This window comes from Pseudoalteromonas sp. APC 3355 (assembly GCF_030407615.1).
GTDB classification, from domain to species: domain Bacteria; phylum Pseudomonadota; class Gammaproteobacteria; order Enterobacterales; family Alteromonadaceae; genus Pseudoalteromonas; species Pseudoalteromonas distincta.
Map to the genome: position 1 here is coordinate 342,154 of NZ_JASDDB010000002.1, position 23,784 is coordinate 365,937.

Annotated in this window: 18 protein-coding genes; 12 read left to right on the forward strand and 6 right to left on the reverse strand. The window is 38.4% G+C overall.

The features are described from left to right. Positions 1-7 precede the first annotated feature (7 nt). The 8 genes from QMA08_RS04840 (at position 8) to QMA08_RS04875 (ending at position 13,179) form a co-directional block, all read left to right on the forward strand. Complete coding sequence (locus QMA08_RS04840; RefSeq protein ID WP_290173812.1) at positions 8-1,495, forward strand: N-6 DNA methylase; 1,488 nt, start codon at positions 8-10, stop codon at positions 1,493-1,495. After that, positions 1,495-3,297 carry a restriction endonuclease subunit S gene (locus QMA08_RS04845; protein ID WP_290173813.1) on the forward strand — a complete coding sequence of 601 codons (1,803 nt, stop codon included), beginning with the start codon at positions 1,495-1,497 and terminating at the stop codon, positions 3,295-3,297. Before QMA08_RS04840 ends, QMA08_RS04845 begins: the two co-directional genes overlap by 1 nt. An 18-nt stretch (positions 3,298-3,315) precedes the next feature. Beyond that, complete coding sequence (locus tag QMA08_RS04850; RefSeq protein WP_290173814.1) at positions 3,316-6,993, forward strand: reverse transcriptase domain-containing protein; 3,678 nt, start codon at positions 3,316-3,318, stop codon at positions 6,991-6,993. After that, positions 6,990-7,442 carry a hypothetical protein gene (locus QMA08_RS04855; RefSeq protein ID WP_290173815.1) on the forward strand — a complete coding sequence of 151 codons (453 nt, stop codon included), beginning with the start codon at positions 6,990-6,992 and terminating at the stop codon, positions 7,440-7,442. Before QMA08_RS04850 ends, QMA08_RS04855 begins: the two co-directional genes overlap by 4 nt. A 26-nt stretch (positions 7,443-7,468) precedes the next feature. Further along, on the forward strand, positions 7,469-8,071 hold the full coding sequence (locus tag QMA08_RS04860; protein ID WP_290173816.1) for a hypothetical protein: 603 nt from the start codon (positions 7,469-7,471) through the stop codon (positions 8,069-8,071). Positions 8,072-8,162: 91 nt separating this feature from the next. Next, positions 8,163-11,462, forward strand: a complete 3,300-nt coding sequence (locus QMA08_RS04865; RefSeq protein ID WP_290173817.1) for an ATP-binding protein — start codon at positions 8,163-8,165, stop codon at positions 11,460-11,462. Further along, a complete protein-coding gene (locus QMA08_RS04870; RefSeq protein WP_290173818.1) occupies positions 11,449-12,126 on the forward strand; it encodes a DUF4433 domain-containing protein in 678 nt (225 codons plus the stop codon). Before QMA08_RS04865 ends, QMA08_RS04870 begins: the two co-directional genes overlap by 14 nt. Before the next feature lie 18 nt (positions 12,127-12,144). Further along, on the forward strand, positions 12,145-13,179 hold the full coding sequence (locus tag QMA08_RS04875) for a macro domain-containing protein (protein WP_290173819.1): 1,035 nt from the start codon (positions 12,145-12,147) through the stop codon (positions 13,177-13,179). 341 nt (positions 13,180-13,520) lie between these two features. Here the strand turns inward: QMA08_RS04875 and QMA08_RS04880 are convergent, their stop codons facing one another. The 4 genes from QMA08_RS04880 to QMA08_RS04895 form a co-directional block, all read right to left on the reverse strand. After that, positions 13,521-14,114, reverse strand: a complete 594-nt coding sequence (locus QMA08_RS04880) for a DUF4303 domain-containing protein (RefSeq protein ID WP_024598731.1) — start codon at positions 14,112-14,114, stop codon at positions 13,521-13,523. A gap of 120 nt (positions 14,115-14,234) precedes the next feature. Further along, on the reverse strand, positions 14,235-15,167 hold the full coding sequence (locus QMA08_RS04885; RefSeq protein WP_002961341.1) for a hypothetical protein: 933 nt from the start codon (positions 15,165-15,167) through the stop codon (positions 14,235-14,237). A 145-nt stretch (positions 15,168-15,312) separates the two neighbouring features. Next, positions 15,313-16,761, reverse strand: a complete 1,449-nt coding sequence (locus QMA08_RS04890) for a dihydrolipoyl dehydrogenase (protein ID WP_182672506.1) — start codon at positions 16,759-16,761, stop codon at positions 15,313-15,315. 81 nt (positions 16,762-16,842) lie between these two features. After that, positions 16,843-17,571 carry a glutathione peroxidase gene (locus QMA08_RS04895; RefSeq protein WP_182692706.1) on the reverse strand — a complete coding sequence of 243 codons (729 nt, stop codon included), beginning with the start codon at positions 17,569-17,571 and terminating at the stop codon, positions 16,843-16,845. 113 nt (positions 17,572-17,684) lie between these two features. Here QMA08_RS04895 and QMA08_RS04900 point away from each other — a divergent pair, with 113 nt between their 5' ends. Continuing rightward, positions 17,685-18,587, forward strand: coding sequence for a LysR substrate-binding domain-containing protein (locus tag QMA08_RS04900; protein ID WP_024595781.1), 903 nt, complete (start codon positions 17,685-17,687; stop codon positions 18,585-18,587). Here QMA08_RS04900 and QMA08_RS04905 read toward each other — a convergent pair. Next, positions 18,571-19,764 carry a flagellar assembly protein FlgT gene (locus tag QMA08_RS04905; RefSeq protein ID WP_290173820.1) on the reverse strand — a complete coding sequence of 398 codons (1,194 nt, stop codon included), beginning with the start codon at positions 19,762-19,764 and terminating at the stop codon, positions 18,571-18,573. The genes QMA08_RS04900 and QMA08_RS04905 overlap by 17 nt on opposite strands. Positions 19,765-19,904: 140 nt before the next feature. On the opposite strand from QMA08_RS04905, the gene QMA08_RS04910 reads away from it, so the two are divergent. From QMA08_RS04910 to QMA08_RS04920, 3 genes are all read left to right on the forward strand, one after another. Next, the gene (locus QMA08_RS04910; protein ID WP_024593173.1) at positions 19,905-20,363 is read left to right on the forward strand and encodes an LPP20 family lipoprotein; all 459 of its coding nucleotides are present in this window, start codon (positions 19,905-19,907) and stop codon (positions 20,361-20,363) included. Positions 20,364-20,492: 129 nt separating this feature from the next. Then, positions 20,493-21,200, forward strand: a complete 708-nt coding sequence (locus tag QMA08_RS04915) for a transglutaminase-like cysteine peptidase (protein WP_182692702.1) — start codon at positions 20,493-20,495, stop codon at positions 21,198-21,200. After that, positions 21,200-23,155, forward strand: a complete 1,956-nt coding sequence (locus QMA08_RS04920) for a LapD/MoxY N-terminal periplasmic domain-containing protein (protein ID WP_290173821.1) — start codon at positions 21,200-21,202, stop codon at positions 23,153-23,155. Before QMA08_RS04915 ends, QMA08_RS04920 begins: the two co-directional genes overlap by 1 nt. 22 nt (positions 23,156-23,177) lie before the next feature. Here QMA08_RS04920 and QMA08_RS04925 read toward each other — a convergent pair whose 3' ends face one another. Continuing rightward, complete coding sequence (locus QMA08_RS04925) at positions 23,178-23,765, reverse strand: response regulator transcription factor (RefSeq protein WP_149602269.1); 588 nt, start codon at positions 23,763-23,765, stop codon at positions 23,178-23,180. Positions 23,766-23,784 lie beyond the last annotated feature (19 nt).

Below are 23,784 nucleotides of genomic sequence, written 5' to 3' on the forward strand. Positions count from 1 at the left end.
GAATACTATGTCTATCAGTTCAGCTATTAAGTCTATTCAAGATATTATGCGTAAAGACGCCGGTGTCGATGGCGACGCACAACGCCTTGGTCAAATGTCGTGGTTACTATTTTTAAAAGTATTCGACGCGCAAGAAGAAGAACTAGAGCTAGAATTAGATGATTATCGCGAGCCAATTCCAGAGCAATTTTTATGGCGCAATTGGGCGGCCGACAACGAAGGTATAACCGGCGATGAGCTTTTAGAGTTTGTAAACGATAAGCTATTCCCTGAGCTTAAAAACCTCACAGCACCTATAGATAAAAATCCACGTGGTTATGTAGTAACCCAAGCCTTTAGCGATGCCTTTAACTACATGAAAAACGGTACGCTACTGCGCCAGGTTATTAATAAACTAAACGAAATAGACTTTACTGACTCAAAAGAGCGCCACTTATTTGGCGACCTGTACGAGCAAATACTAAAAGATTTACAAAGCGCAGGCAACGCGGGCGAATTTTATACCCCGCGCGCTATTACTAAATTTATAGTGGCGGTAACCGACCCAAAACTAGGCGAGTCAATCATGGACCCCGCCTGTGGTACCGGTGGCTTTTTAGCGTGTGCGTTCGACCATGTAAAAGCAAACTATGTTAAGTCGGGCGACGACCACCAAATACTTCAAAAGCAAATCTTTGGTGTCGAGAAAAAACAACTCCCGCACTTATTGTGTACTACCAACATGATGCTTCACGGCATTGAAGTTCCGGTACAAGTTAAACACGGCAATACCCTAAATAAACCGCTTTCAAGCTGGGACGACCAAGTAGATGTCATCATCACCAACCCTCCGTTTGGCGGCACTGAAGAAGACGGCATTGAAAAAAACTTCCCAAGCGACATGCAAACCCGCGAGACAGCCGACTTGTTCTTACAGCTCATTATAGAAGTGCTCAACACGAAAGGTCGCGCTGCGGTAGTATTGCCAGATGGCACCTTGTTCGGTGAAGGCGTTAAAACCAAAATTAAAAAGCTATTGGTTGAGGAATGTAACTTACATACCATAGTACGCTTACCTAATGGTGTATTTGCCCCGTACACCAGCATTAAAACTAATATTCTATTTTTTACCAAAGGTGACGGAACCGAAAAAAAATGTACAAAAGACGTGTGGTTTTACGAGCATCCCTACCCAGCGGGTGTTAAAAATTACAACAAAACCAAACCTATGAAGTTTGAAGAATTTAAAACGGAGCTCGAATGGTGGGGCAATGAGGCAGACGGTTTTGCCAGCCGTACAGAGACCGAGCAAGCGTGGAAAGTATCAATCGACGATATTATTGCCCGTAATTACAACCTAGACATTAAAAACCCGCACGTAGGCGAGGTAATAAGCCACGATCCGCAAGAGCTATTATCCGACTATTCAAAGCAGCAAGCAGACATACAAGCACTGCGCGATCAGTTAAAAGGCATATTGGCAGATGCGCTTGCTAAAGATAGCGAGGGCAAGTAATGGCTGAGACTAAAGCACCAAACAAAAACGCCGAGCAGTTAATCACCGAGCACCTTGATATTTGGACGACGGCCATCGAGCAAAAGTCGTCATCAGGTCGCGGTTCATCTAAAAAGTTTTCACTTCACGGTATTAAAAAGCTCCGCGAGCTTATTTTAGAGCTCGCCGTACGAGGCAAATTAGTGTCACAAGATCCAAACGACGAACCAGCTTCAGTATTGCTTGAGCGTATAGCCGATGAAAAAGCGCAGTTAGTTAAAGATAAGAAAATCAAAAAGCCTAAAGCACAGCCAGCAATCAGCGAAGATGAAAAACCGTTTGAATTGCCGAAAGGGTGGGCGTGGTCAAGGTTGCAAGATATTGGACATGATTTAGGTCAAAAGGCACCTGATAGTGAGTTTACCTATATCGATGTCGGCTCTATTAACAAGGAGTTAGGCTTTGTATCGGAACCTAATATTCTAAAAGGTGAAGACGCGCCTTCTCGAGCACGTAAAATAGTTAAAGAAAACACTGTCATTTATTCAACAATAAGACCTTACCTTCTAAATATAGCTGTTATTGATAAAGAGTTTCAACCTGAACCTATAGCAAGTACAGCATTTGCAATAATACATCCATTAAGCGGTTTAAATAGCTCGTATATATATCGCTACCTTCGAGCTCCGACCTTTATTGGTTACGTAGAGTCTGTTCAAACAGGAGTTGCCTATCCAGCGATAAATGATAAGCAGTTTTTTGCTGGTATTATCCCTATTCCACCAACAAAAGAGCAGAAACGTATTGTCACTAAAGTCGATGAATTAATGGACTTGTGTGATGCGCTTGAAGCGCAAACTGAAAATAGCATTGCGGCACACCAAACATTAGTTGAAGTACTGTTAGATGCATTGCTGCAAGCGCCAGAGCAAAACGCAACATCCGAACAAGCCACAGTACAGTTCCAACAAAACTGGCAACGCTTAAGCGAGCACTTCGACACGCTATTCACCACCACCGCCAGTATCGACACGCTAAAGCAAACCATTTTACAACTAGCTGTAATGGGCAAACTCGTTCCACAAAACCCTGTTGATGAACCCGCCGGCAAACTCCTTGAGCGCATCGCAGCAGAAAAAGCCCAGCTGATTAAAGATAAAAAAATCAAAAAGCAAAAACCACTGCCTGAAATTTTAGATGAAGAAAAATTATATGAGTTACCAAGTGGCTGGGTTTGGAGTCGATTTGGTGATTTGTTTAAATCATTTTCTAATGGGCTATATAAACCTTCAAAGTTTTATACAGATGAAGGGGTAATATCTTTGAGAATGTATAACATCCAAAATGGGTATATTGATTTTGCTGGCGCTAAAAGAGTTGAAGTTGAGTCTAATGAATTAGCGCAGTTTATACTCGAACCAAATGATCTTTTGATTAACAGAGTTAATAGTAAAGAACTTGTTGGTAAAACGGCAATAATACCTAAGTCAGAAGAGCCTTTAGTTTATGAAAGTATGAACATGCGAGCAAAACCTTTTATCGAGCATTTATCAGCACAATACTTAAACTTATTTATGATGACGAAGGCTGCTCAAAATTTTATCTCATCGTTTGCCAAAGAAGCAGTTGGACAGGCGTCAATAAATCAAGGGCAGGTGAGCTCTATTATAATACCTCTACCACCATTCAAAGAACAACAACGCATTGTTACCAAGATCGATGAACTAATGACACTCTGCGACCAGCTCAAAGCCCGTTTAACAAACGCACAAACCACTAAGCTCTACCTCACCGACGCCATCGTCGAAAACAGCATTAACTAGAATTGATGCAGGGATGCCATGAAATTAATTAACCCAAAATACCGTACTTTAAAACCAACGATTGAATATCTTGCCGATGAAGTAGTGCTCACTCAAGCTTGGAAAAAAACACATAATTATATTCGTGCATTTAACTGGTATGCAGATACATTGGAGTTAGATGTATCTGCTTTAAATATTGAGGACAATGTAAGTGAATGGAAAAGGCAGATTACTAAGAACAAGGTTAAACCTTTAGAGTTGGTACCTGCTGCAAAAAGTGAAACATGGGTTATTAATCAAGATGGTTGGCATCCTAAAAGTATTGATAAACGAGAAGAAAACTCACCGATAAGACCATTAGCTCACATATCGATTAGAGATCAAACATGGGCTAGTGCTGCTATGTTGTGCCTGGCTGATGCGGTTGAATCTGAGCAAGGTAATTGCAACGATAAAAATCAAAGTTTTGCACAAGCAAGAAGTAATAAGGTGTATAGCTACGGCAATAGATTGGTATGTGATTGGAAAAGCAAAGATCAAGCTTGGTTTCGTTGGGGAAATAGCGATACGTACAGAAAGTTTTTTACCGATTATCAAAACTTCTTAAAAAGGCCAATGGAGTTAGGTCGAGATGCTTTAAATCAAACTTCTTCTTCGGAGGAGGTTTACGTTGTTAATTTGGATTTATCAAAGTTCTACAACACAATCTGTAGAGACTTATTAAAAGTTAGATTAAAAAGAATATCTAAAAAATTTGGGAATCCAGAGTGCACGAAATTTTGGAACGCGTTTAACCGCATTACAGATTGGAAGTGGGAAAAGCACGATTTAAAACTAGCTGCCGATTTAAAGCTAGGTAATATTGAGCAAGGTTTACCCCAAGGTTTGGTATCAGCAGGCTTTTTTGCCAATGCATTTTTAATCGAGTTTGATAAAGAGGTGGGTAAATTAATAGGTGGGGAACTAAGTCCTAAAAGTTCGATTTTTGTCCATGATTATTGTCGCTATGTGGATGATTTACGTTTGGTTATTCGTGCAAAAAACGAAACTGTACGGACCATAAAGCGTAGGTTAAATAATAAAATAAATGACCTTTTAAAAACGTATGGCGGCGCTGATCTTAAGCTGAACAAAAAGAAAACAAAGGTGACTCTTTTTTCAGATTTAGACGACAGCGGAAGTATGTCGAATCGGATTGAAATGGTTCAAGGGGAGCTCAGTGGGCCAGCTGATCGTGATGTTTTAGATTCAGTTACAGGTCTTTTAGAGAGCTTTTTAGATATCGAAGATATAGAGCTACCTTCTTTAAAAAGTTCTCATGATGATTCTGCGTTGTTACAGATTGCTAATTACGATCATGATATTCGCCCTGACACATTAAAGCGATTTGCAGCAAATAGGTTAGAAAGCATTGTAAGAAATAAGCGCAGAATCAGTAACGCTGATAGTGGAGAAGAACTGTTAGCTAAAAAGTTGATTACAGCTTGGATGAAAGATCCTTCGCTTGCATTAGTGTTGAGAAAGGCAATGGAAATTCATCCAGAGGCTGACTTATTTGAGCCAGTCGTTGAGGCTATTTTTTCTCGCAGTAGTTATTCGAATCGCGCAAAAGTAAATGACATTATTACAGCGCAAATGATGGATTACTTGCTAGCAGACATATTTAGATGCGGCCTTGATTTTACATTGTCATTTCAGAAGTCAATTTACCCAAGTTCGATTAAACCAGACTCTGTGATTGATTTGATTGCTAACTATGCATTAGCAGTTATTGCAAGCGCTAATAAAAGTTCTAAATTTGTTGAAAGACAAGCATTAATGTTACTTTCAGCTACTAATAAACCAGTTATCAAAGAAAAGGCAAATTCGACTCTCCAAAATGAGTTGCACATTATTTTAGCTGGCGCTCAATCAAAGTTTAAGTATGAACACTGCGCTTTATATGAAATCTCAGCACAAATGACGGGAAAGTTTGATATTTATGCTGCTTCTCTTATTAAGTCAATGTGTGATTTTGACGATGTAAATAAAGCTAAGGTGTTGGACGTTTTCGCAAAGAGAGGCGGCCTCTTTTGGAATGCGATATGGAAACAGCTTAAAAAAAGAAAAACTCTTCAAGCGCTTACTAAGAAATTTGATTGGGCAGCTCCTCAATCAAGTGCTCAGCCTAGAGCTAGAAAGCAGCTTTTATCCAAGGTTATTCATTCTGACTCAAATGGGTTTGAGTTTGAGCATGCGCTAATAAAGTTAGCATTGAGTTTATTACAAGCAACTCAACAGGAGAACTCTTTAAATACACCGATACTGGGTGCCACACCGGCTGAAATAGAAATTAAATTGGATGCGGTTACAAGATGGTCTGAGTTGTGGAGACCGTCAGTTAATATTGCTGAGTCTAAGCGAAAAGGAACTGTACCATTTAAGGACCCTCGATATGAGTTTCCAGAATGGATTGATAAAAATAGCGAAAGTAAAAAGGTCATTTATTGGATAGGTATTATATTAAGGGCCTCTGTAATTGGTAGTGCAGACTTTACAACTAACCGGTGGAAGCAAGGTGATATCGTCGCTTATAAAGGAGTGAAAACAAGTTGGTTTAAAAGGCGCATGGGTATGATGCATTCGCCTGAGACTTTAACTGGGGAATATTCTACAGTCACAGACTGGTTTTCAGACTTATTAATTCGTTGCTTACAGTGGCCAGGGTTCGAATCAACATTTGTGAGTGATTTAGATGTACGGTCTATAGAGTGCTTAGAAACATTTGAATTTTGCTTGAGAAAAAGATTGAGCTATTTAAATAGTCTTATTTGTCACTCTTCTTCTTTACCTGCATTACCAACGAGAGTTGCAAGACCCAGCAAACGTAACTACTTTAGGATTGCAACAGTTCAGCAGCTTTTGCCTATGTCGTCGGACTTTAATGTTTCTGATCCTGAACTTAATAATCCAGTCTATAGGATTAAGCACCGTGAGCACTTATCTTCGGTTTGTAAACTAACGTTAAAAACTTTAGAAAGTAAAGCGCAAGCTCAAGGTGAAAAAACTAAACCGTTTGCTGACTTAATTGTTTTTGCAGAAGTAGCTGTGCATATTGATGATCAAGATCTCATTAAACGACTTGCTGATACAACTGGTGCTATTATTTTTGCCGGATTGGTATTTACTAATCATGAAGGAAAGTTAGTTAATGTAGCTAGGTGGTTTATACCTGATTATAGAGAAAGCGGAAGGCAATGGGTGATTAGAGATCAAGGTAAAGAAAACATGACTCAGGATGAGCTTGCTCTTGGTATTACTGGTTATAGGCCTTGTCAGCACATTTTAGAATTACATGGGTATGATGAAGGGCCTTTCAAAATTAGTGGGGCTATTTGTTATGACGCGACAGATATAAAGCTAGCCGCGGATTTAAGAAATACCACAGATTTATTTGTAGTGGTTGCTCACAACCAAGATGTAAACACCTTCGATAATATGGCTGCTGCTCTTCAATATCATATGTATCAACATATCGTTATTTGTAATATTGGCGAATTTGGAGGCTCTACGATACAAGCTCCTTATAAAGAACGATATGACCGTTTAATATCTCATGCGCATGGAAGTCAACAAATATCAATTAGTACTGCTGATATTGACTTAGCAGCTTTCACAAGAAAAATAAAAAAATATAGAGCCGTTAAAACTAAACCAGCAGGAGTAAATAGATGACATGTTTTGAAACAGGTTTTGCCGTTTTATTAAATATTGAGACTTGGAAAAACTGGGTTCCAATTATTAGTTTATTTGTGGCAATAGGGGCTTTATCTATTGCTTTCTGGCAAGTTCAGGTAGGGCGCAATACTTCGGCTTCAGCACAAGCGCATGGAATATATCAGCAGTATTTAGCACTATGTATCGCTCATCCTAAACTTGCAAGCGGTGACTGCGTTGCTGAAGGAGAAGATGATCCTGAATACGCAAAATATACGTGGTTTTTCTCAAGTATGTTATTCGCTTTTGAACAAGTATTAGAGGCTAAACCAAATGATGAAAAGTGGGTTGCTACAATTAAGTCACAGCTCGAGAAGCATAAAATTCACTTAGTAAAGTCAAGTACAGCGGCTAGTAACCATTGGCATGAAGATTTAGAGAAAATTATACAAGAAGTGAAAGCTTAAATATTAATTAGATAAAGGTATGTGTTATGAGATCTGTTAGAAAAGTATTAGCTAAAGCATTATATGATACTTCTGAGTTAGCGTATGATCTTACGGGAGACTCCATAAATGCTCTACCAGAGTACTTCTTGTCAGTAAAAATAGCAGAGCATTTACATGACCACTTTCATAGTTTCTCTTTTTCTATGGAAGATTCAATTCCCGAGCTTGCTGAAGAAATTGGTATGGATATTGAGGACGAATCTTTTGAGTATCGTTTAACGGGTAAAGCAGATTTAGTAGTGCGTAGCAAAAAGAGTAGAAGATTAAGGCATGTAGTCGAGTTAAAAAGAAGTCTTGGGATAGATGGAATTAGAAATGATGCATTAAGGCTTGCTTGGATTTGTGCTAATACTCCTTTAGGGCATCGAGCTGAAAAAAATTATTTAGTTGTAGCTACACATAAATCGGAGTTATTTTTTATTAAGCGATCACAAGAAATACAAAAATGGATCAATGAGTCTATCGGCGAGGGAATAGTTAAAATTGTTTTTGAACCTGTTGATTTAACTTTTTTAACTAGTACACATAGAAATGGACGAGGTAGAAGCTTATTCGGAGGAGTCTGGGAGTTTAAGTATATTGCTTAAATAGTTAATAATTAATTTAAATTTAACTAGGTGCCAAATAGCATCGTTAAAAATCACTCAGATATTGTTGCTAATAAGGATTGTTTAATTAATGAATCTTGATAAAAACCATGCATTAAAGGTTTTGCAGTTTTGGCTACAAACTGAGTTCTTTAATACCTTTGATTTAAAAAATATGCTACCAGGTGCTGATGATGGTTTTTTACAATACACAGCAAGTGATTTAAAAAACGATCCAAATAGTTTGCCTTGGTTTAACCGTCAGCAAATTTGTTTGGCTGGCAAAGATTATCATCCCAATAAAGCATATAGCTATACTCTTTATATTGGCATTTTTAATCGTAACGAGTTTGCACAGCAGACGAAAGAGTACTTTAAAGGCTTAGCAGATAATCACTCCATGAATTCTCAAAAAGAGGAAGACTGGCATCAGCGACGTGATGATGGCGGTATTACTTGCTGCGCTAAAATTAAACTAAATGCACAAGCTGAGCTTAAACTTGATTCTCTTGAAATGTCTACTGCGCCATGGGCTTTAGGGAAATTATTAAAGGGTGAAATAGATAGTCTGCGAAAAAGTGATTTTGACCAAGACGTAGAGGACTTTTCTGATAAATTAAAAAAAATTCATCAGTTAGCTAGAAACATTAAACACGAAACTAATACAAGTGATGCATTTACCCATTTTGAGCTATTTGAAATCTTAAAGTTTTTGTCCCAGTGGGCAGGATTCAAACCAAATGAAACATGTTATTCCTTAATAGTGCAATTAAACAATGCACCCAGAGAGCCAGCTCCTGAAAGTTCAAAATTGATTACTGATGCTGCCTTAGAAAAGTTACGTAAACTTACTGATTTATTAAAAGAAGATAGCTCGGATGTTGAGGAAGTAGTCGCAGAATCTGTCGAGCAGCTTGATTCACACACTAATGAAAATGATGTGCCTATACTAAATAGTTTTTTTATTGAAGATATAGCCCGTTCTATTAAATTGGTAGAAAAGAATGAGCTAGATACTAGTTCTCCGTTGTATTCATATTTACTTAATAAACCAAACTATTATGCAGATTTATTGAGTAAATCAGGCGAGAGTATTATTAAGCAAAAGCTTTCTCATGATTATACGCCCTTAGGGCGATGGCCAGATAGCGCTAAGCATACTATGAGTTTAATGCAGCAGTTTTCGATAAATACAGCTAGTGACCATATAAAAGCTGGTGGCTTATATTCAGTGAACGGTCCACCAGGTACTGGTAAAACAACTATGCTGCGAGACATTATTGCGGCTAATATTGTTAAGCGCGCAAAAGTGCTGTCTCGATTAAAAAGCGCTAAAGGTGCATTTTCTAAAACAAAGAAAATAAAAATAGGTGATGAGGCCTCTTCAATACAAGTACTTAAACCTGCACTCACCGGTTTTGAAATGGTTGTTGTTTCTAGCAACAATAATGCTGTTGAAAATATCACGAAGGAGCTGCCTCAAATTAAGGCGCTAGGGAATGAGTTTAATTGCTTAACCTATCTTCAATCAGTGGCTCAAAAAGTAGCAGCCGATGTTGAAATAAAACAAAAACGTTTAATAGGTCTTGAAGAAAAAGATAACTGTTGGGGCATGATTGCAGCTGCATTAGGAAATAGTGGCAATAGAAAGCGCTTCACGAATAAAGTGTTCTTCGATAAAACAGATAAGATGCAGACCGATGAGGTCTCTAAAAGCTATACAACTTTGGTTGATGGTATTAAATTATTAAGCCAAAAAGGCGAACCTGAAACATTATTTAAAGATGCACAACAGCTATATGTAAAAGCAGAAAAGGCGGTAAATAAAGCGATAGCAGATTTACATCGTTTAGAAGCGCTTACTGGGTTAAAGCATAGTTTAGAGCAACTAAAGCAAAAGTGCTTAGAGGGTGAAGTCAGCTATAAAAAATGTCATTTTTTTGCATCAAAGCTTCATCAGAAATGTTTGCCTTGGTGGCATTATCGTATCTTTAAAAGCTGTAAACTAAGGGTGTTATATAGTGCATTCTGTTTACGAGTTGAACAAAGAAAGAGAGCTTTTGAAGCTTTAAAAATCCAAGTAGTAACACTCGAAGCTAAAGTACATGCTGAGGAGAGTGCGTGTAAAGAAATTCTGGCGCTTCATCCTGATGTGATGTTTGTATCAGCTAACGATGACTTAAATACAACAGTCCACCAGCGCAAGGCGTTTGGGCACAGTCAAACACTTAATAAACTTCGCTCTGAATTAACGATTGCAGCTTTTAACCTGCATGAAGCTTGGCTAGTGGCGAGTTACAATAATGGCCTGAGTCAAACTCTCAATAAACTCCCTGATTTATTGCAAGACAAAATTACTAAATCAGACGATGCGAAATTAATGTGGCAATTGTTTTTTATGATCTGTCCGGTAGTCTCTTCTGCGTTTGCATCGGTAACGAATCAGTTTTCAAGCTTTGGGCAAGGTGATATAGGTTGGTTATTTATCGATGAGTCCGGCCAAGCCGCACCGCAGCTAGCCGTTGGGGCATTATTACGAGCAAAACGTGCTGTAGTTGTTGGCGATCCACTACAAATTGAGCCTGTATTTACTATACCGCCAGACATAGTTGAATTTTTGGGAGAGCGTTTATTACAAGATGATTGGCTTGACTGGTCGCCCTCTTTGACTTCAGTGCAGGAACTTGCCGATAGAGTAAACCCTTACGGAACTTCGCAAATAGCATATGATAAATGGCTGGGTAGCCCTTTGCGTGTGCATCGTCGTTGTAGTGATCCTATGTTTTCAATATCAAATCAAATAGCTTATAACAATAAAATGATTCATGGTTTAGATGATATAGCTGAGACAGAGTCATTTATATGGGGCCCTAGTAGCTGGTTTGACGTTAGTGGAGCAGAGCAGAGTAAACATTTTGTCCCTGAGCAAGCTGAATATGTACTCTCAATGCTTTATGATTTCATCAATAGAGAAGATCATTTACCTGACTGCTATATCATTTCGCCATTTTCGAATGTTAAAAAGGGCGTGATTAAATACCTCAATAAACATTTTTCACACCAGCAATTTAGTGAGTCCGAGTTTAAAACTTGGCTAGTTGGGCGTGTAGGAACTGTTCATACGTTCCAAGGTAAAGAAGAAGAATTAGTAATTTTTGTTTTAGGTGCAACTGATAGTGCAGGGGCTGCTAAGTGGGCTGCTAGTAAACCTAATTTACTCAATGTTGCTGTTACAAGAGCTAAAAAGCGAGTTTATATAATTGGCTGCTATAACCAATGGGCTGGACTGCGGTATTTCACTGATGCAATAGGTTTGCTAGAACCTGCGGATAAAATACATGCCGATAAAAGAACCCTTTTAAAAGGACAAATCGTTTATGACCATGCCTAGACCTGTACGAATATTTCATATTACTGCGATTGATAACTTGTCGATGATTTGTCAGCACGAAGCATTGTGGAGTAAAACGAAGTCAACTGGATTAGGTATTACATACAATAATATTGCACATAAAGGCGCGCAAAGCACTCGTGCTAACAAAAAGGTGATTAACCCTCCTGGTGGAAGTATTCATGATTATGTGCCTTTTTATTTTGCACCACGTTCACCAATGTTATCTGCAATTCATAATGGGCGAGTAGAGGGATGTAAGTATAGTCAAACAGATATTATTTATTTCGAATTAACAATCGAGGAAGCTTATCGCTCAGGTATGCGTGAGTATATATTTTTTGATCGAAATGCGACTATTGCGTATAGCAAACCAAGTACGGACTTAAAACAATTACATACATTAATTGACTGGGAACTTCTAACTGAACAGCCTAGTTTAGATGGATATTGTAAATTTTTTCATGCAGTGCCTACTAACCCTCGATATACACAAAGGCTAGAAAAACGTATGGCGGAATTTTTGATAAAAGAGCAAGTACCACTTAATTGGGGAGTACGAATTTGTGTAGCTAACCAAACAAAAGCGGAAGAAGTTAATGCTATTTTGAGACGCTTTGAGTTAGACTTGCCAGTAGTTGTTATGCCAGCTTGGTATTTTTAAGAGTTATTTTGGGGCTGTATGAGTATTAAATCAGTAGAGGGCAATCTTTTACAACAGCAAAATGTTGATGCTATAGTCAATACCGTTAATTGTGTTGGCGTTATGGGTAAAGGTATTGCGTTACAGTTTAAAAAGAAATGGCCAAGTAACTACAAAGCTTATGCGACAGCCTGTAAAGCTGGAGACGTTGCCCTAGGTAAAATGTTTATTTTTGAACTGGGTGCACTTGCCACTCCTCGGCTTATTATTAATTTCCCAACAAAAGGTCATTGGTGCAGTGATTCTCGCTTAAAAGATATTGAGGCGGGTTTACAAGATTTGGTTGCTTGCATTAAAGAGTTAAATATTCAATCTATTGCTATTCCACCTTTAGGTTGTGGTAATGGTGGGCTCGATTGGGAAATAGTAAAACCTTTAATGTTAAGGTATCTGACTAACATTCCAGAACTTGATGTTTATTTATATGAACCGACAGATTCTATAAAAGCACAAGACATGCAAACAAGTACCCCTAAGCCAAAAATGACTCCAGGTAGGGCTGCAATTTTAGCTCTATTACAATCGTACCAATCAGTTAGTTATGGCTTATCAAAAATTGAAGTGCAAAAGCTTGCCTACTTTTTACAGGCAGCTGGTGAAGATATGCGACTTAACTTTGTTAAAGATAAGTTTGGTCCTTATGCTGATGCGTTAAGGCATGCTTTAAATGCAATGGATGGTCATTATATTCAAGGTGTTGGTGATGGGGTTGTTGAGTCAGAGATCCGTCCAGTTGAAACTACACTCGAAGATGCAAAGTTATTTTTAGCAAGCTCTAACCCTGAAATAAGTTCTAGAATAGCGCGTGTTACAGATTTAATTGAAGGGTATGAGTCACCATATGGTGTAGAGTTATTAGCGACAGTTCATTGGGTTGCTAAACAAGAGCATGCAAACACACCTGAGCAAGCATTTATGGCTATTCAAAATTGGAATGAGCGTAAGAAGAGCTTAATGTCTTTAGAGCATGTAACTTCCTCGTGGGAGCAACTTAAGGGTCATGGTTGGTTATAGCAGATAAGGTTAAAGCTGCGCCTTTTATAGGTGCAGTATTTCTTTATGCCCCAGTAATTAAATATAGAAACTTCCATAACTATTCTTCGATATTCAATTTTTAATTATTTTTACTTATTTTTACTTATTTTCTTACATCGCATTTCAAACGAGTGGAAATGAAATTTTGTTACACTCTATGTTACACCTTTCGGTTTTAGTGTTTGCTAAATAACTTTAAATCAACAGCTTGGCTTGTTGTTTTGGTGGTTGCAGGGGCTACCAATTAAATCAATGAGTTATATTTTAACTTCCCTTCCTTATACTTTGTGTATAGCATATATGTAGTAGTGCTGCACTTTTTAATTAAAGGCGTTTAAAGCTTCTTGCTCACATTTTTCACGCTCTGAAACCATGGCTTCAAAGTCGGCTTGAATTTGTGCTAGAACAGTTGGTGGGTTAAGTCGTTTGATTCTTTTAAATTGAATGCTTTCTTCTTCATCATAGGCGAGTATTGCTAAAGTGATTTTTTCGCGTTCGATACCATTTGAAAATATTCCTTCGGCATCTAATTGTATGAGCACTTTTTCCATTGTCGTAAGCCATTGATGCCAATTATCCATTGCTTCTATATCTGATTGAAACAAATCAATGCTGTCTTCTAGTTTTTGGCACTCTAGAGTTGTTTCATCAAAGTATTCGGAATAATCCTCAAGCATCGGGTAGTCTTCTGGATTCCATTTAGCCATGTAAAAGCTACTTACATCGTTGTTGTACTCTGCTTCAAATACTTTTTTTAAATCCGATAAGGTATTAAACATTGGCAGTAGTGAGTAGCTACCTGTGTGGTAAAAGCCCATTACATAAAGATCGTTACCGTATTTTTGTATAATGTTTTTAAATGCTTTTTTGGTATCTTGGTAAAGTGTTTTTTCGAAGTTTTTAGTATCTAACATGAGGTCATTATTTCTTTTATTATTACAGAAATTTATATGAAAAAGAGAGCGATTAAAACTCACTCTACTAAAATGAAATAACCAGAGCTATTATATAACTCTGGTTATTGTAAGTTAATATTAACCATCACTTGTAATTTTATCAATCAATTCACTAAGAACAGCTTCTGCTTTACTTGTTTCTACTTGGCAAGTGCCTGCATTTAAATGGCCGCCGCCGCCGTATTTAAGGCACAGTTCGCCAACATTGGTGTTTGAACTGCGGTTAGTTATTGATTTACCTATGGCATACACTACATTTTGCTTTTTAAGGCCCCACATTTTATGAATCGAGATATTGCAGTCGGGGTACATGGCATAAATAACAAATCGGTTTGTGGCGTAAATTGTTTCTTCCTGAGTTAAATCAAGGACTACTAAGTTTTTATGAACGGTAGCGCATTGAGAAATTTGCTCTTTGGCTTTTTCGTTATGCTCGTTATATAAAGCAACACGTTCGGCTACGTCTTCCATTTGCAGGATTTCTTCGATGCTCTGATCTTTACACGCATCAATCAGTTTCATCATTAATTGGTAATTTGAAATTTTAAACTCGCGAAAACGGCCAAGTCCAGTTCGCGCATCCATAATAAAGTTCATTAATACCCAATCGGTTGGGTTTAATATTTCGTCTTTTGAAAACTGAGCAGCATCGCCTTTGTCTACCGCGTCCATCATTTCAACAGAAATATTTGGAAGTTTTTCAGCGCCGCCATAATAGTCATAAACTACGCGAGCTGCTGATGGGGCTTTTGGGTCAATAATATGGTTTTTTATGTCGCTTGAGTTGCGAACGGTTTCGCTAAGGTGATGATCGAATGCTATATGACAGCCTGCAACGTAGGGGAGGTTGGTCGTAATGTCGTTTTCGGTAATGTCTATTTTGCCATCTTGCATGTCTTTTGGATGAACAAATAAAATATCGTCAATTAGGTCTAAGTCTTTGAGCAATACGGCACAAACTAAGCCATCAAAATCGCTGCGAGTGACTAGTCTAAATTTATTATTGGGCATAGCTATTCCATCTTTTTAATTGAATTATCAATTAAGTGTAACAGCTAAATTTTTTTTTGAGAGGTTAGCTTAAAAAAATTATAAAAAAAAGCCAAAACGTTAGTTTTGGCTTTTGCTTAGCAAGTTTGTATGTGTGGTAAATAGGCTATGCGCCTGGGCCACATTCCATACATGAATTTACAATGTCTGGGCCAAATTTAAGTTTGGCGTTTAAGTCGCGAAGAGCGGTGCGTAACCCTTCTTCAATTACTGGGTGGTAAAATGGCATGTCAAGCATTTCTGGTACTGTCATTTTGTTTTGTACAGCCCAAGCTAATAAGTGAGCGATGTGTTCGGCTTGTGGGCCAATAAATTCTGCACCTAAAAATAAGCCTGTGCCTTGCTCTGCATATACACGCATATGACCTTTGTTTTTAAGCATTACTCGGCTACGGCCTTGGTTTTCAAAGCTTACTTCGCCTACTTCAAAACAACCGCATGGGCCTAATCGGTCAGTAATTTGCTTGTAGCTTTCGCCTACCATTGCTATTTGTGGGTCGCTAAATACAGCTGCAATTTTTGCTCTGCGCAGACCTATACGTACATCTGGGAAGCGCCCTGCATTTTGACCTGCAATAGCACCTTGGTCAGATGCTTCGTGTAACAGTGGTAGCATGTTACTTGCATCGCCTGCTATAAATATGTTCGACTCACCACACTGCATTGTGTGTGTGTCTGCGTGCGGTACGCCGCGTTCATCAAGTTCAATGCCTGTGTTTTCAAGGCCTAGTTTATCTACGTTAGGTACTCGGCCTGTGGCTGCAAGTACGTAGTCAAACTGTTCGGTGTGTTTTTCACCTTGTTTGTCGGTGTAAGTTAGCTGTGCTTTGTCGCCAACTTGCATCATGTCAGATACGTTTGAGTCGGTATCTACAAAAAATTCTTCAGCAAAAACAGTATTTGCGTAGTCTTTTACTACTGGATCTGTAAGTGGGCCAATTGCGCCGCCTACACCAAATAGTTTTACATTTACGCCTAGTCGGCTAAGTGCTTGGCCAATTTCAAGACCTATTACACCAGGGCCAAATACAGCGACTGATTCTGGTAGGTCATCCCAATCAAATACGTCGTCGTTTATAATAAGTTTGTCACCAAAGTTATTAAATACGCCAGGGTATGAAGGGCGTGAACCGGTGGCAATTACAAAGCGTTTTGCTGTAATAATTGTATGGTCGTCTATTTGTACGCGGTTTGCGTCTAAAAATTTAGCGTAACCACGAATTTTATCACCATCTGGTAATTCATCTACGGCTTCTACTACGAATCCTGCAAAACGATCTCGTTCACTTTTAACGCGTGCCATAACTGCTTTGCCATCAATGACAGGCTTTGAGCTATGAACACCAAATGCAGGTGCCATTTCAATTGCGTGTGCGGCTTCGGCGGCTGCAATCAATAACTTGCTTGGCATACAACCAACACGTGCACATGTGGTGCCGTATGGGCCTGATTCGATCATTAATACATTTTGTGTGAACTGTTTAGCATTACGATAAGCACTTAAACCAGCAGTGCCAGCGCCTATAACAACAACATCGGTTTGCAATTCTTTCATAGTGGTATCCTTTATTATTTTCAATCTAAGCGATGAGATTGATATAGAGGGGCGCGTACGCCCCTGCTATTTTTTACTTAATTAAGCAAAGTATTTTTCTAAGTCGTCTGAACCACCGATGTGCTTACCACCAATGAATATTTGTGGAACAGTGTCACGACCAGATACAGCTTTTAGACTTGTTAGTGATGCGCCTGCACCCATAACAATCTCTTCATATGCGAAGCCTTTTTCTGCAAGAAGCTCTTTTGCTTTTTTACAAAAAGGACAGCCAGGTTTAGTAAAGATGCTTACAGGTTCTGGTTTAGCTTGCTTAGGGTTGATGTAATCAAGCATTGTGTCTGCGTCAGATACTTCAAACGGGTCACCTGGTAAATCTGGTTCGATGAACATTTTGTCAACCACGCCATCTTTAACAAGCATAGAGTATCTCCAGCTGCGCTTACCAAAGCCTAGATCGTTTTTGTCTACTAACATGCCCATGCCGTCAGTAAATTCGCCGTTGCCGTCTGGTAATAAAGTAATGTTTTGCGCTTCTTGATGCTCAGCCCATGCGTTCATTACAAAGGTATCGTTTACTGATAAACATACAATTTCGTCAACGCCGTTTTGCTTAAGTACGCCTGCTAATTCGTTGTAACGTGGTAAGTGAGTTGATGAACATGTTGGTGTGAATGCACCAGGTAGTGAAAACACTACAACCGTTTTACCTTTAAAAATTTCATCTGTTGTTACTGATTTCCATTCGTTATTTTGACGAGTTGCAAATGTAACACTTGGGACTGTTTGACCTTCGATATTGTTTAACATAGTTTTTTGTTCCTCTTGATTTGTTGATAGCCATTATGGCGAACAATTAAATATAGTTCCAATCGTTTGTTTGTATTAAACTGATAGTTATAAACTATCATGCGGAGCTGAATATGAACTTAAAAGATTTTGAATATGTAAAAGCAATAGCGCAATACAAGCACTTTCGCAAAGCTGCCAATGCATGTTTTGTAAGTCAGCCTACATTAAGTGGCCAAGTAAAAAAACTCGAACATGAGCTTGGCGTTACTTTATTTGACCGCTCAACTAAACAAGTTACGTTAACAGCAAAAGGTGAACGTTTGTTGACGCAAATAGAGATTATTTTAGAACAAACGCAAATACTCAAAGAACTTGCTGCTACTTCTAATGAGCCTCTACAAGGTAAATTAACTATTGGTATTATTCCTACCATTGCGCCTTACTTGTTGCCTGCGTTATTAACATCAATGAAAGCGGCATTTATTGATAGTCAGTTTTCGTTTATTGAGATGCAAACAGCAACAATTTTAGAAGCTTTAAATAATGGCGAACTCGACTTTGCTATTTTAGCCGATGTGCCAGAGCTTATTAATTACCATACGGTTGCTTTATACAAAGAAGATTTTTTAGTGGCGGTATCACAAGATAACGCGCTTTCTAAGCATAAAAAAGTGGCGCTGAACGACCTTCAAGGATGCAGCCTACTAATGTTAAGTGATGGTCATTGCTTTAAAGATCAAGCCCAAAAGTTTTGTTTTTCTGCGGGAGTCGATATATCTAATCAGTATAAAGGTAATAGTTTAGAAACATTATTAGCGTTAGTGGCCATGGATGACGGTATTACATTTGTACCAAAACTGGCATGTACCGACCGTGTAGGGATTGATTACTTGCCTATATTCCCTAATCAGCAGCGTAATGTGGTGTTTGCATGCAGAAAGCATTATCCGCATTTATCGGGTGTAGAACAATTGGGCAAGTGGTTATCGGCTCACCCTAATTTAAAAGCTAAATTAACTAAAGATCTTGGCTGATTATTTCTACTACATCGTTAATTTGCACGCCAGGTAGTGGTTTGTCATCAATACTGACAGCTACTGCAGTTTGCTGATAAAGCTGCTCAACGCGAATTTTATTAAGCGTGGTGATGGTGTGTGGCATAACATTACCTGCCGCGTCGGTTAAATAGTTATGGTGCGCAATGCTTAGCATCTGGCCTTTTTTCAAACCATGAGCTTTACCTAAATTAATAACAATTTTGCTATTTTCCATGTGCATTATTTTGCCTTGAGTTGGCAAACACGCCATGGCTGCTTGAATGTCATAACTTACTGCTTGGTTGATATCGGTTATGCTTTGCCCATAAGGCGATTGCCAAAACCTATCACTATTAACGTCAACTATGGCTGTTTTTTCAAATGGCCAAATTGCTTGAGTATGGTAACTATTTTGCCAAAGTTGCTCATAGGTAGTGCCATCAAATAATACAAATTCAATGTTGTAACTGCGCTCATACGCCTCGTCTTGCCAAAATGCATAATCGTTATTGAGTTTGTCGCTAGTTGAAAGGCTGGTTATTTGGCTAAGCAGTACATATTGAGCGTTACTGCGCGAAGATATTTCTTCTAATTGGGCATTTGAATAGTCGTGCTGCTGCGAAAAGTACTTATCAACGCTTATTGCATTATTATAGTAAGCAATAGGTACTGCGCTCATTTTTGATTTTTGCAGGGAAGTAAAAATATTTTTGCTAATCGCTTTGCTTACGTCAAATATTTGACCAATTTTGGCGTGTTCACGATGAACAAGTTGGCTTTGTGTAACGGCCACAAACTTATTAAAACTATTTTGTGGGCATTGCTCTGTTTGAGAAAAAATATCGAGCCGTAATGTAACGGCAAATTTATTGTCGTATTTATTTTCGCTGACCAGTTCAATTTTTTGAATTTCTCCGTGGCTGCTAATTTTTAGCTGATCTTGCATCAACACGCCATCTACCAACGTTTGCACAGAGCTAACCCGTGCGCCAGAGAATACTAATGCCTGTGTAATCGCATCTTTTATAGCTGCAGATTTAGCCGCGCTTGTATCACCATTTTGGACGTTCGCGTGACCCGTTGATTCATACCACTGTGCTTTAGTAAAAGGGGAGAACGTTAATAATGCCGTTGCACTTAATCCTGCAAATGCCAATGATAAAAACGACTTCATAATTTTACTCCAATTAAACGTTAGCTATTAACTAGGTAGAGCAAGGACTGTACCAATGTTATTTGGTAATTATTAGTAATGCTATAAATGGCATTAAACGTGCATATGTACTGCTAATTACTATACAAGGGCTAAATGCTATGCGAGCAATTTCATTACTTATTACACTTGGGTGTTTAACCTTAGGTGGTTGTAGCAGCGTTTTTGATAAGCATGTTGAATATAAATATGTAGAGCCAAATAATTACCCCGTTTTAAAAGCGATAGGGTATGCACCTATTAGCTTGCAAAAAGGTGCTAACTTGTCGCAAAAGCAACTTATGGCCATTAAGGCTTCTAAGCTTGAAGCTTACCGGGAGCTTACTGAGCAAGTCTATGGGCAAAAAATTACCGCAGGAACAACGGTGGAAGGCTCAATTGCTCAAGACGATTACTTAGAAAGTAAAGTGCAGGGGCTTATTAAAGGTGCACAAATAATTAAAACTTACGCAGTAGATGATACTTACGTGACCGAGCTTGAGCTTAATATGAAGCGTGTGCACGATTTATACATAGGTGAAGTAAAACCACGCGAAGTTAAAAAAGTAACGTACTACTAAAAAAGTTATTCAAAATATCTCATCCTCCTATATTGAGTGCTATGCTGTTGTTAGGATTAATTTTAAGCAGATTGCGTAGTGCTCAACAGATGTATTTTATTGCCACTTATATTAACAGTGGCTCTGTAAATGGCGATTAAGCCAAGTCATTTAAATCCTCAATTATTTATATGGTGCAAAGCCAATTTGCGCTACCTATTGCTGTTTTTTGTACTCTCCAGTGGTGTGCTTGCAAGCCGACTAACTATTCAATTTAATACCTTTATAGAGCTCATGGGTCAAAAATACGGGCCTGCGCGAGCGGCGGTTGCACGCAACTGGCAAAGCATGTTGGTGCAAACTCAAAACAAGCCAGAGCAACAACAAATTCTTATTGTTAATGATTTTTTTGCGCGTAATTTACGCTACCAAACAGATATTTTGCTTTGGAAACAAAACGATTATTGGGCAACCCCTTTAGAAACATTAGGCAGAGGCCTCGGTGATTGTGAAGATTACGCAATAGCAAAATATATAAGCTTAAGAGCGTTAGGTGTGAGCGACGACAAGTTACGCCTTATTTATGTAAAAGCAAAAATTGCGGGCACTAACAAGACACAAGCGCATATGGTGTTAGGTTATTTTGCTACACCAAACGCTCAGCCACTTATTTTAGACAGTTTAATAACAAAGGTTTTACCTGCTGCAAAACGTGTAGATTTAAGCCCTGTTTTTAGCTTTAACAGCCAAGGTTTATGGGCTAATAATTCAACCAAAAGTGTAGCCAGCCCAACAGCAAGACTTTCACGCTGGCGTAAAATTTTGGAGCAGACAACCCAAGAAGGAGTTATGTGGTAATGGCATCATTTTCCTTATCTAAGTATCTTAAAAAACGAAAAATAACACTCAGGCAAGAGCTATGGATTGCATTATTAATTGTTATTTTTGTGGGCTTTATAAGTAGTGTTTTAATTAGTACTAATTCGGCTAAAAGTTATTTTTCGACCCAGCTGTACTTAAAAAATGTAGATAACGCCAGCTCACTTGCGTTGATGATCAGTCAATTAGACAAAGACCCCGTTGAGCTTGAATTATTAGTTTCAGCCACATTTGATACCGGTCACTATAAGCGAATAGAGCTACAAAACCCGAATGGTGAGGTGATTGTTAAACGCACATTTACCGATGAGCTTAAAGCGACGGCTCCTAAGTGGTTTAGGGCAATGTATGGATTAAATGTTCAACCAGGAGTTGGGCAAGTAAATAATGGTTGGCAGCAATTTGGAACTTTGTTTATAGAAAGCCATAGTCAATATGCTGAGCAAGCCTTATGGGAAAGTGCGCTTAAACTATTTTTTAGTTTTTTAATTGTCGCTTTTTTTGCTTGTATAGTTAGTGCTTACTTTTTAAGTAGAATATTAAAACCACTAGATGATGTTGTGTATCAGGCTAACGCATTTGGTGAAAAACGTTTTATTAAATCGAGCGTCCCTCGTACATTTGAGTTTGCGCGTTTAGTGCAGTCTATGAACCAATTATCTACCCGTTTTAGTCGTATTATTAAAGAAGATAGTAAACGTTTAGAAGAGCTTAGATTTAAATCACAACACGATGAGCTAACTGGTTTAGCAAATAGAGAATACTTTGGTGCAACGCTTGAGGCCCACTTACAAAAATCGAAAGATCATGCCCATGGCGCCTTGTTTTTATTTCGGGTTGTAAACCTAGATAAAATGAGCGAACAAATTAGCCGTGTAGAAATGGTTAATTTCTTACGTCGTTTTTCGCAGGTTTTAATCGAGTTTTTAGAATCAAATGAAGCACACTTTTCAGAAAACTACATAGCTCGAATATCACATAATGACTTTACTGTACTGTTTAGTGATACTGATGATATTGAAGTATTGAGTGAAAAAGTAGTTAGGCTTCATGAATCTTTTATTGAAGAGTATAAAAATATTGAATTAGCTATACCGCATAGTTGCACTTACATACAAAAGAATGACACGCGGTTTGATGTATTAAAACGAGCCGATGAACTTTTAAAATCAGCCGATAATAAACCAGGTGTTCAAGCAAAAGTAAGTGACAATAAACAAAAAAGCGAGTTATTTGATGATGCAACGAGTTGGCAAAATGCAATAGAAGAAGCTCTAGATAACAAAGCGCTAGAAATTAACACATACCCAGTAACGAGTTTTACGGGGCAGTTGATGCAAAATCAATTAGGACTGAGCCTAGAGCTTGGCGGGCAAGTATATAGGGCAGGTTATTATTACCAATGGGCAAATCGCTTAAAGTTATTAGCGCGTTTAGATTGGGGATTAATTAAGGCGTTGGTTGCTCAGTATAGTATTGAGCCACCAAGTGAGCTGATTTCGGTTGAGTTATCTGCCCAAACATTACTTGATGATGCTGCGCTTGCTTCAATTCTTACCTATCTATCAGCATTTCCTGATTTAGCCTCTAAAATTTGCTTTGATATACGAGAAAGTATTGCCGTCAGCGAAATTAAAATATTTAAAGGCTTTTGTGAAGATGTAAGGTGTATGGGCGCTAAGGTGGCGTTAAAACGTGTAGGCCCTGAGTTTACTAAAATTGAAAAAATTCAGGAGTTTGGGCTTGAAATGATTAAGGTTGATAGCGTTTATGGGCACAACATTAGTTACAGCCAAGATAACCAAACATTCCTGCGAGGGGTATGTACGTTAGCGCACTCTATTGGTATTAAAGTGGTCGCACAAGGTGTTACCAGTCAAGATGACCTCGATACACTTATTAACTTAGGCTTTGATGGGGTTATTAAAGAGTAAGTAGTAGGCATTAACCGTGCGGTTAATGCCCTTTTACAACTAACATTAATTGGATGCGGTCGCGTACTTTTAGCTTATTAAATATAGAACCCATATGCTCTTTAATCGTACGCTCTGTAATATTTAAAGATTCTGCAGCCTGTTTATTAGTAGCGCCAGTTACAACAATATCAACTACTTGGCGTTCTCTTTTGGTGAGTAAATCAAGCTCGCATGTACTCGCATATTTAAACGGTGTATTTGATAAAGCTCCCACTAAATTAGATAGTAATTGTCCTGGTAACCATATTCCGCCAGAACAAATTGTCTCAAGTACTTGTTCAATAATTACTTTAGTGGCGAGTGCTTCTACGTATCCTCTAGCTCCTGCTTCAAGCGCACTCCTAAGTTGATTTATTTCAAGTTCGTTGGTCATAACAATAACGAGTAAACGTTGTTGCGAATACTTTTTAACGAGCTCAAGCCAGTTCGGTGTACCGGCTAAAACCCAAATAATACTTGATGCCGTTACTCTGTTTGGTTCTTTTGTGCATATTAAACAGCCAGGAAACGCTGCACGCCAGTGCTTCGATTCAAATTCAGGCTGTGTAATAAAAATACTTTGGCGCATTATTTCTCCATTTATTAAA

Coding starts and splice junctions, on each gene's coding strand:
- QMA08_RS04840 (WP_290173812.1), top strand. CDS start 8: ATGTCTATCAGTTCAGCTATTAAGTCTATTCAAGATATTATGCGTAAA.
- QMA08_RS04845 (WP_290173813.1), top strand. CDS start 1,495: ATGGCTGAGACTAAAGCACCAAACAAAAACGCCGAGCAGTTAATCACC.
- QMA08_RS04850 (WP_290173814.1), top strand. CDS start 3,316: ATGAAATTAATTAACCCAAAATACCGTACTTTAAAACCAACGATTGAA.
- QMA08_RS04855 (WP_290173815.1), top strand. CDS start 6,990: ATGACATGTTTTGAAACAGGTTTTGCCGTTTTATTAAATATTGAGACT.
- QMA08_RS04860 (WP_290173816.1), top strand. CDS start 7,469: ATGAGATCTGTTAGAAAAGTATTAGCTAAAGCATTATATGATACTTCT.
- QMA08_RS04865 (WP_290173817.1), top strand. CDS start 8,163: ATGAATCTTGATAAAAACCATGCATTAAAGGTTTTGCAGTTTTGGCTA.
- QMA08_RS04870 (WP_290173818.1), top strand. CDS start 11,449: ATGACCATGCCTAGACCTGTACGAATATTTCATATTACTGCGATTGAT.
- QMA08_RS04875 (WP_290173819.1), top strand. CDS start 12,145: ATGAGTATTAAATCAGTAGAGGGCAATCTTTTACAACAGCAAAATGTT.
- QMA08_RS04880 (WP_024598731.1), bottom strand. CDS start 14,114: ATGTTAGATACTAAAAACTTCGAAAAAACACTTTACCAAGATACCAAA.
- QMA08_RS04885 (WP_002961341.1), bottom strand. CDS start 15,167: ATGCCCAATAATAAATTTAGACTAGTCACTCGCAGCGATTTTGATGGC.
- QMA08_RS04890 (WP_182672506.1), bottom strand. CDS start 16,761: ATGAAAGAATTGCAAACCGATGTTGTTGTTATAGGCGCTGGCACTGCT.
- QMA08_RS04895 (WP_182692706.1), bottom strand. CDS start 17,571: ATGTTAAACAATATCGAAGGTCAAACAGTCCCAAGTGTTACATTTGCA.
- QMA08_RS04900 (WP_024595781.1), top strand. CDS start 17,685: ATGAACTTAAAAGATTTTGAATATGTAAAAGCAATAGCGCAATACAAG.
- QMA08_RS04905 (WP_290173820.1), bottom strand. CDS start 19,764: ATGAAGTCGTTTTTATCATTGGCATTTGCAGGATTAAGTGCAACGGCA.
- QMA08_RS04910 (WP_024593173.1), top strand. CDS start 19,905: ATGCGAGCAATTTCATTACTTATTACACTTGGGTGTTTAACCTTAGGT.
- QMA08_RS04915 (WP_182692702.1), top strand. CDS start 20,493: ATGGCGATTAAGCCAAGTCATTTAAATCCTCAATTATTTATATGGTGC.
- QMA08_RS04920 (WP_290173821.1), top strand. CDS start 21,200: ATGGCATCATTTTCCTTATCTAAGTATCTTAAAAAACGAAAAATAACA.
- QMA08_RS04925 (WP_149602269.1), bottom strand. CDS start 23,765: ATGCGCCAAAGTATTTTTATTACACAGCCTGAATTTGAATCGAAGCAC.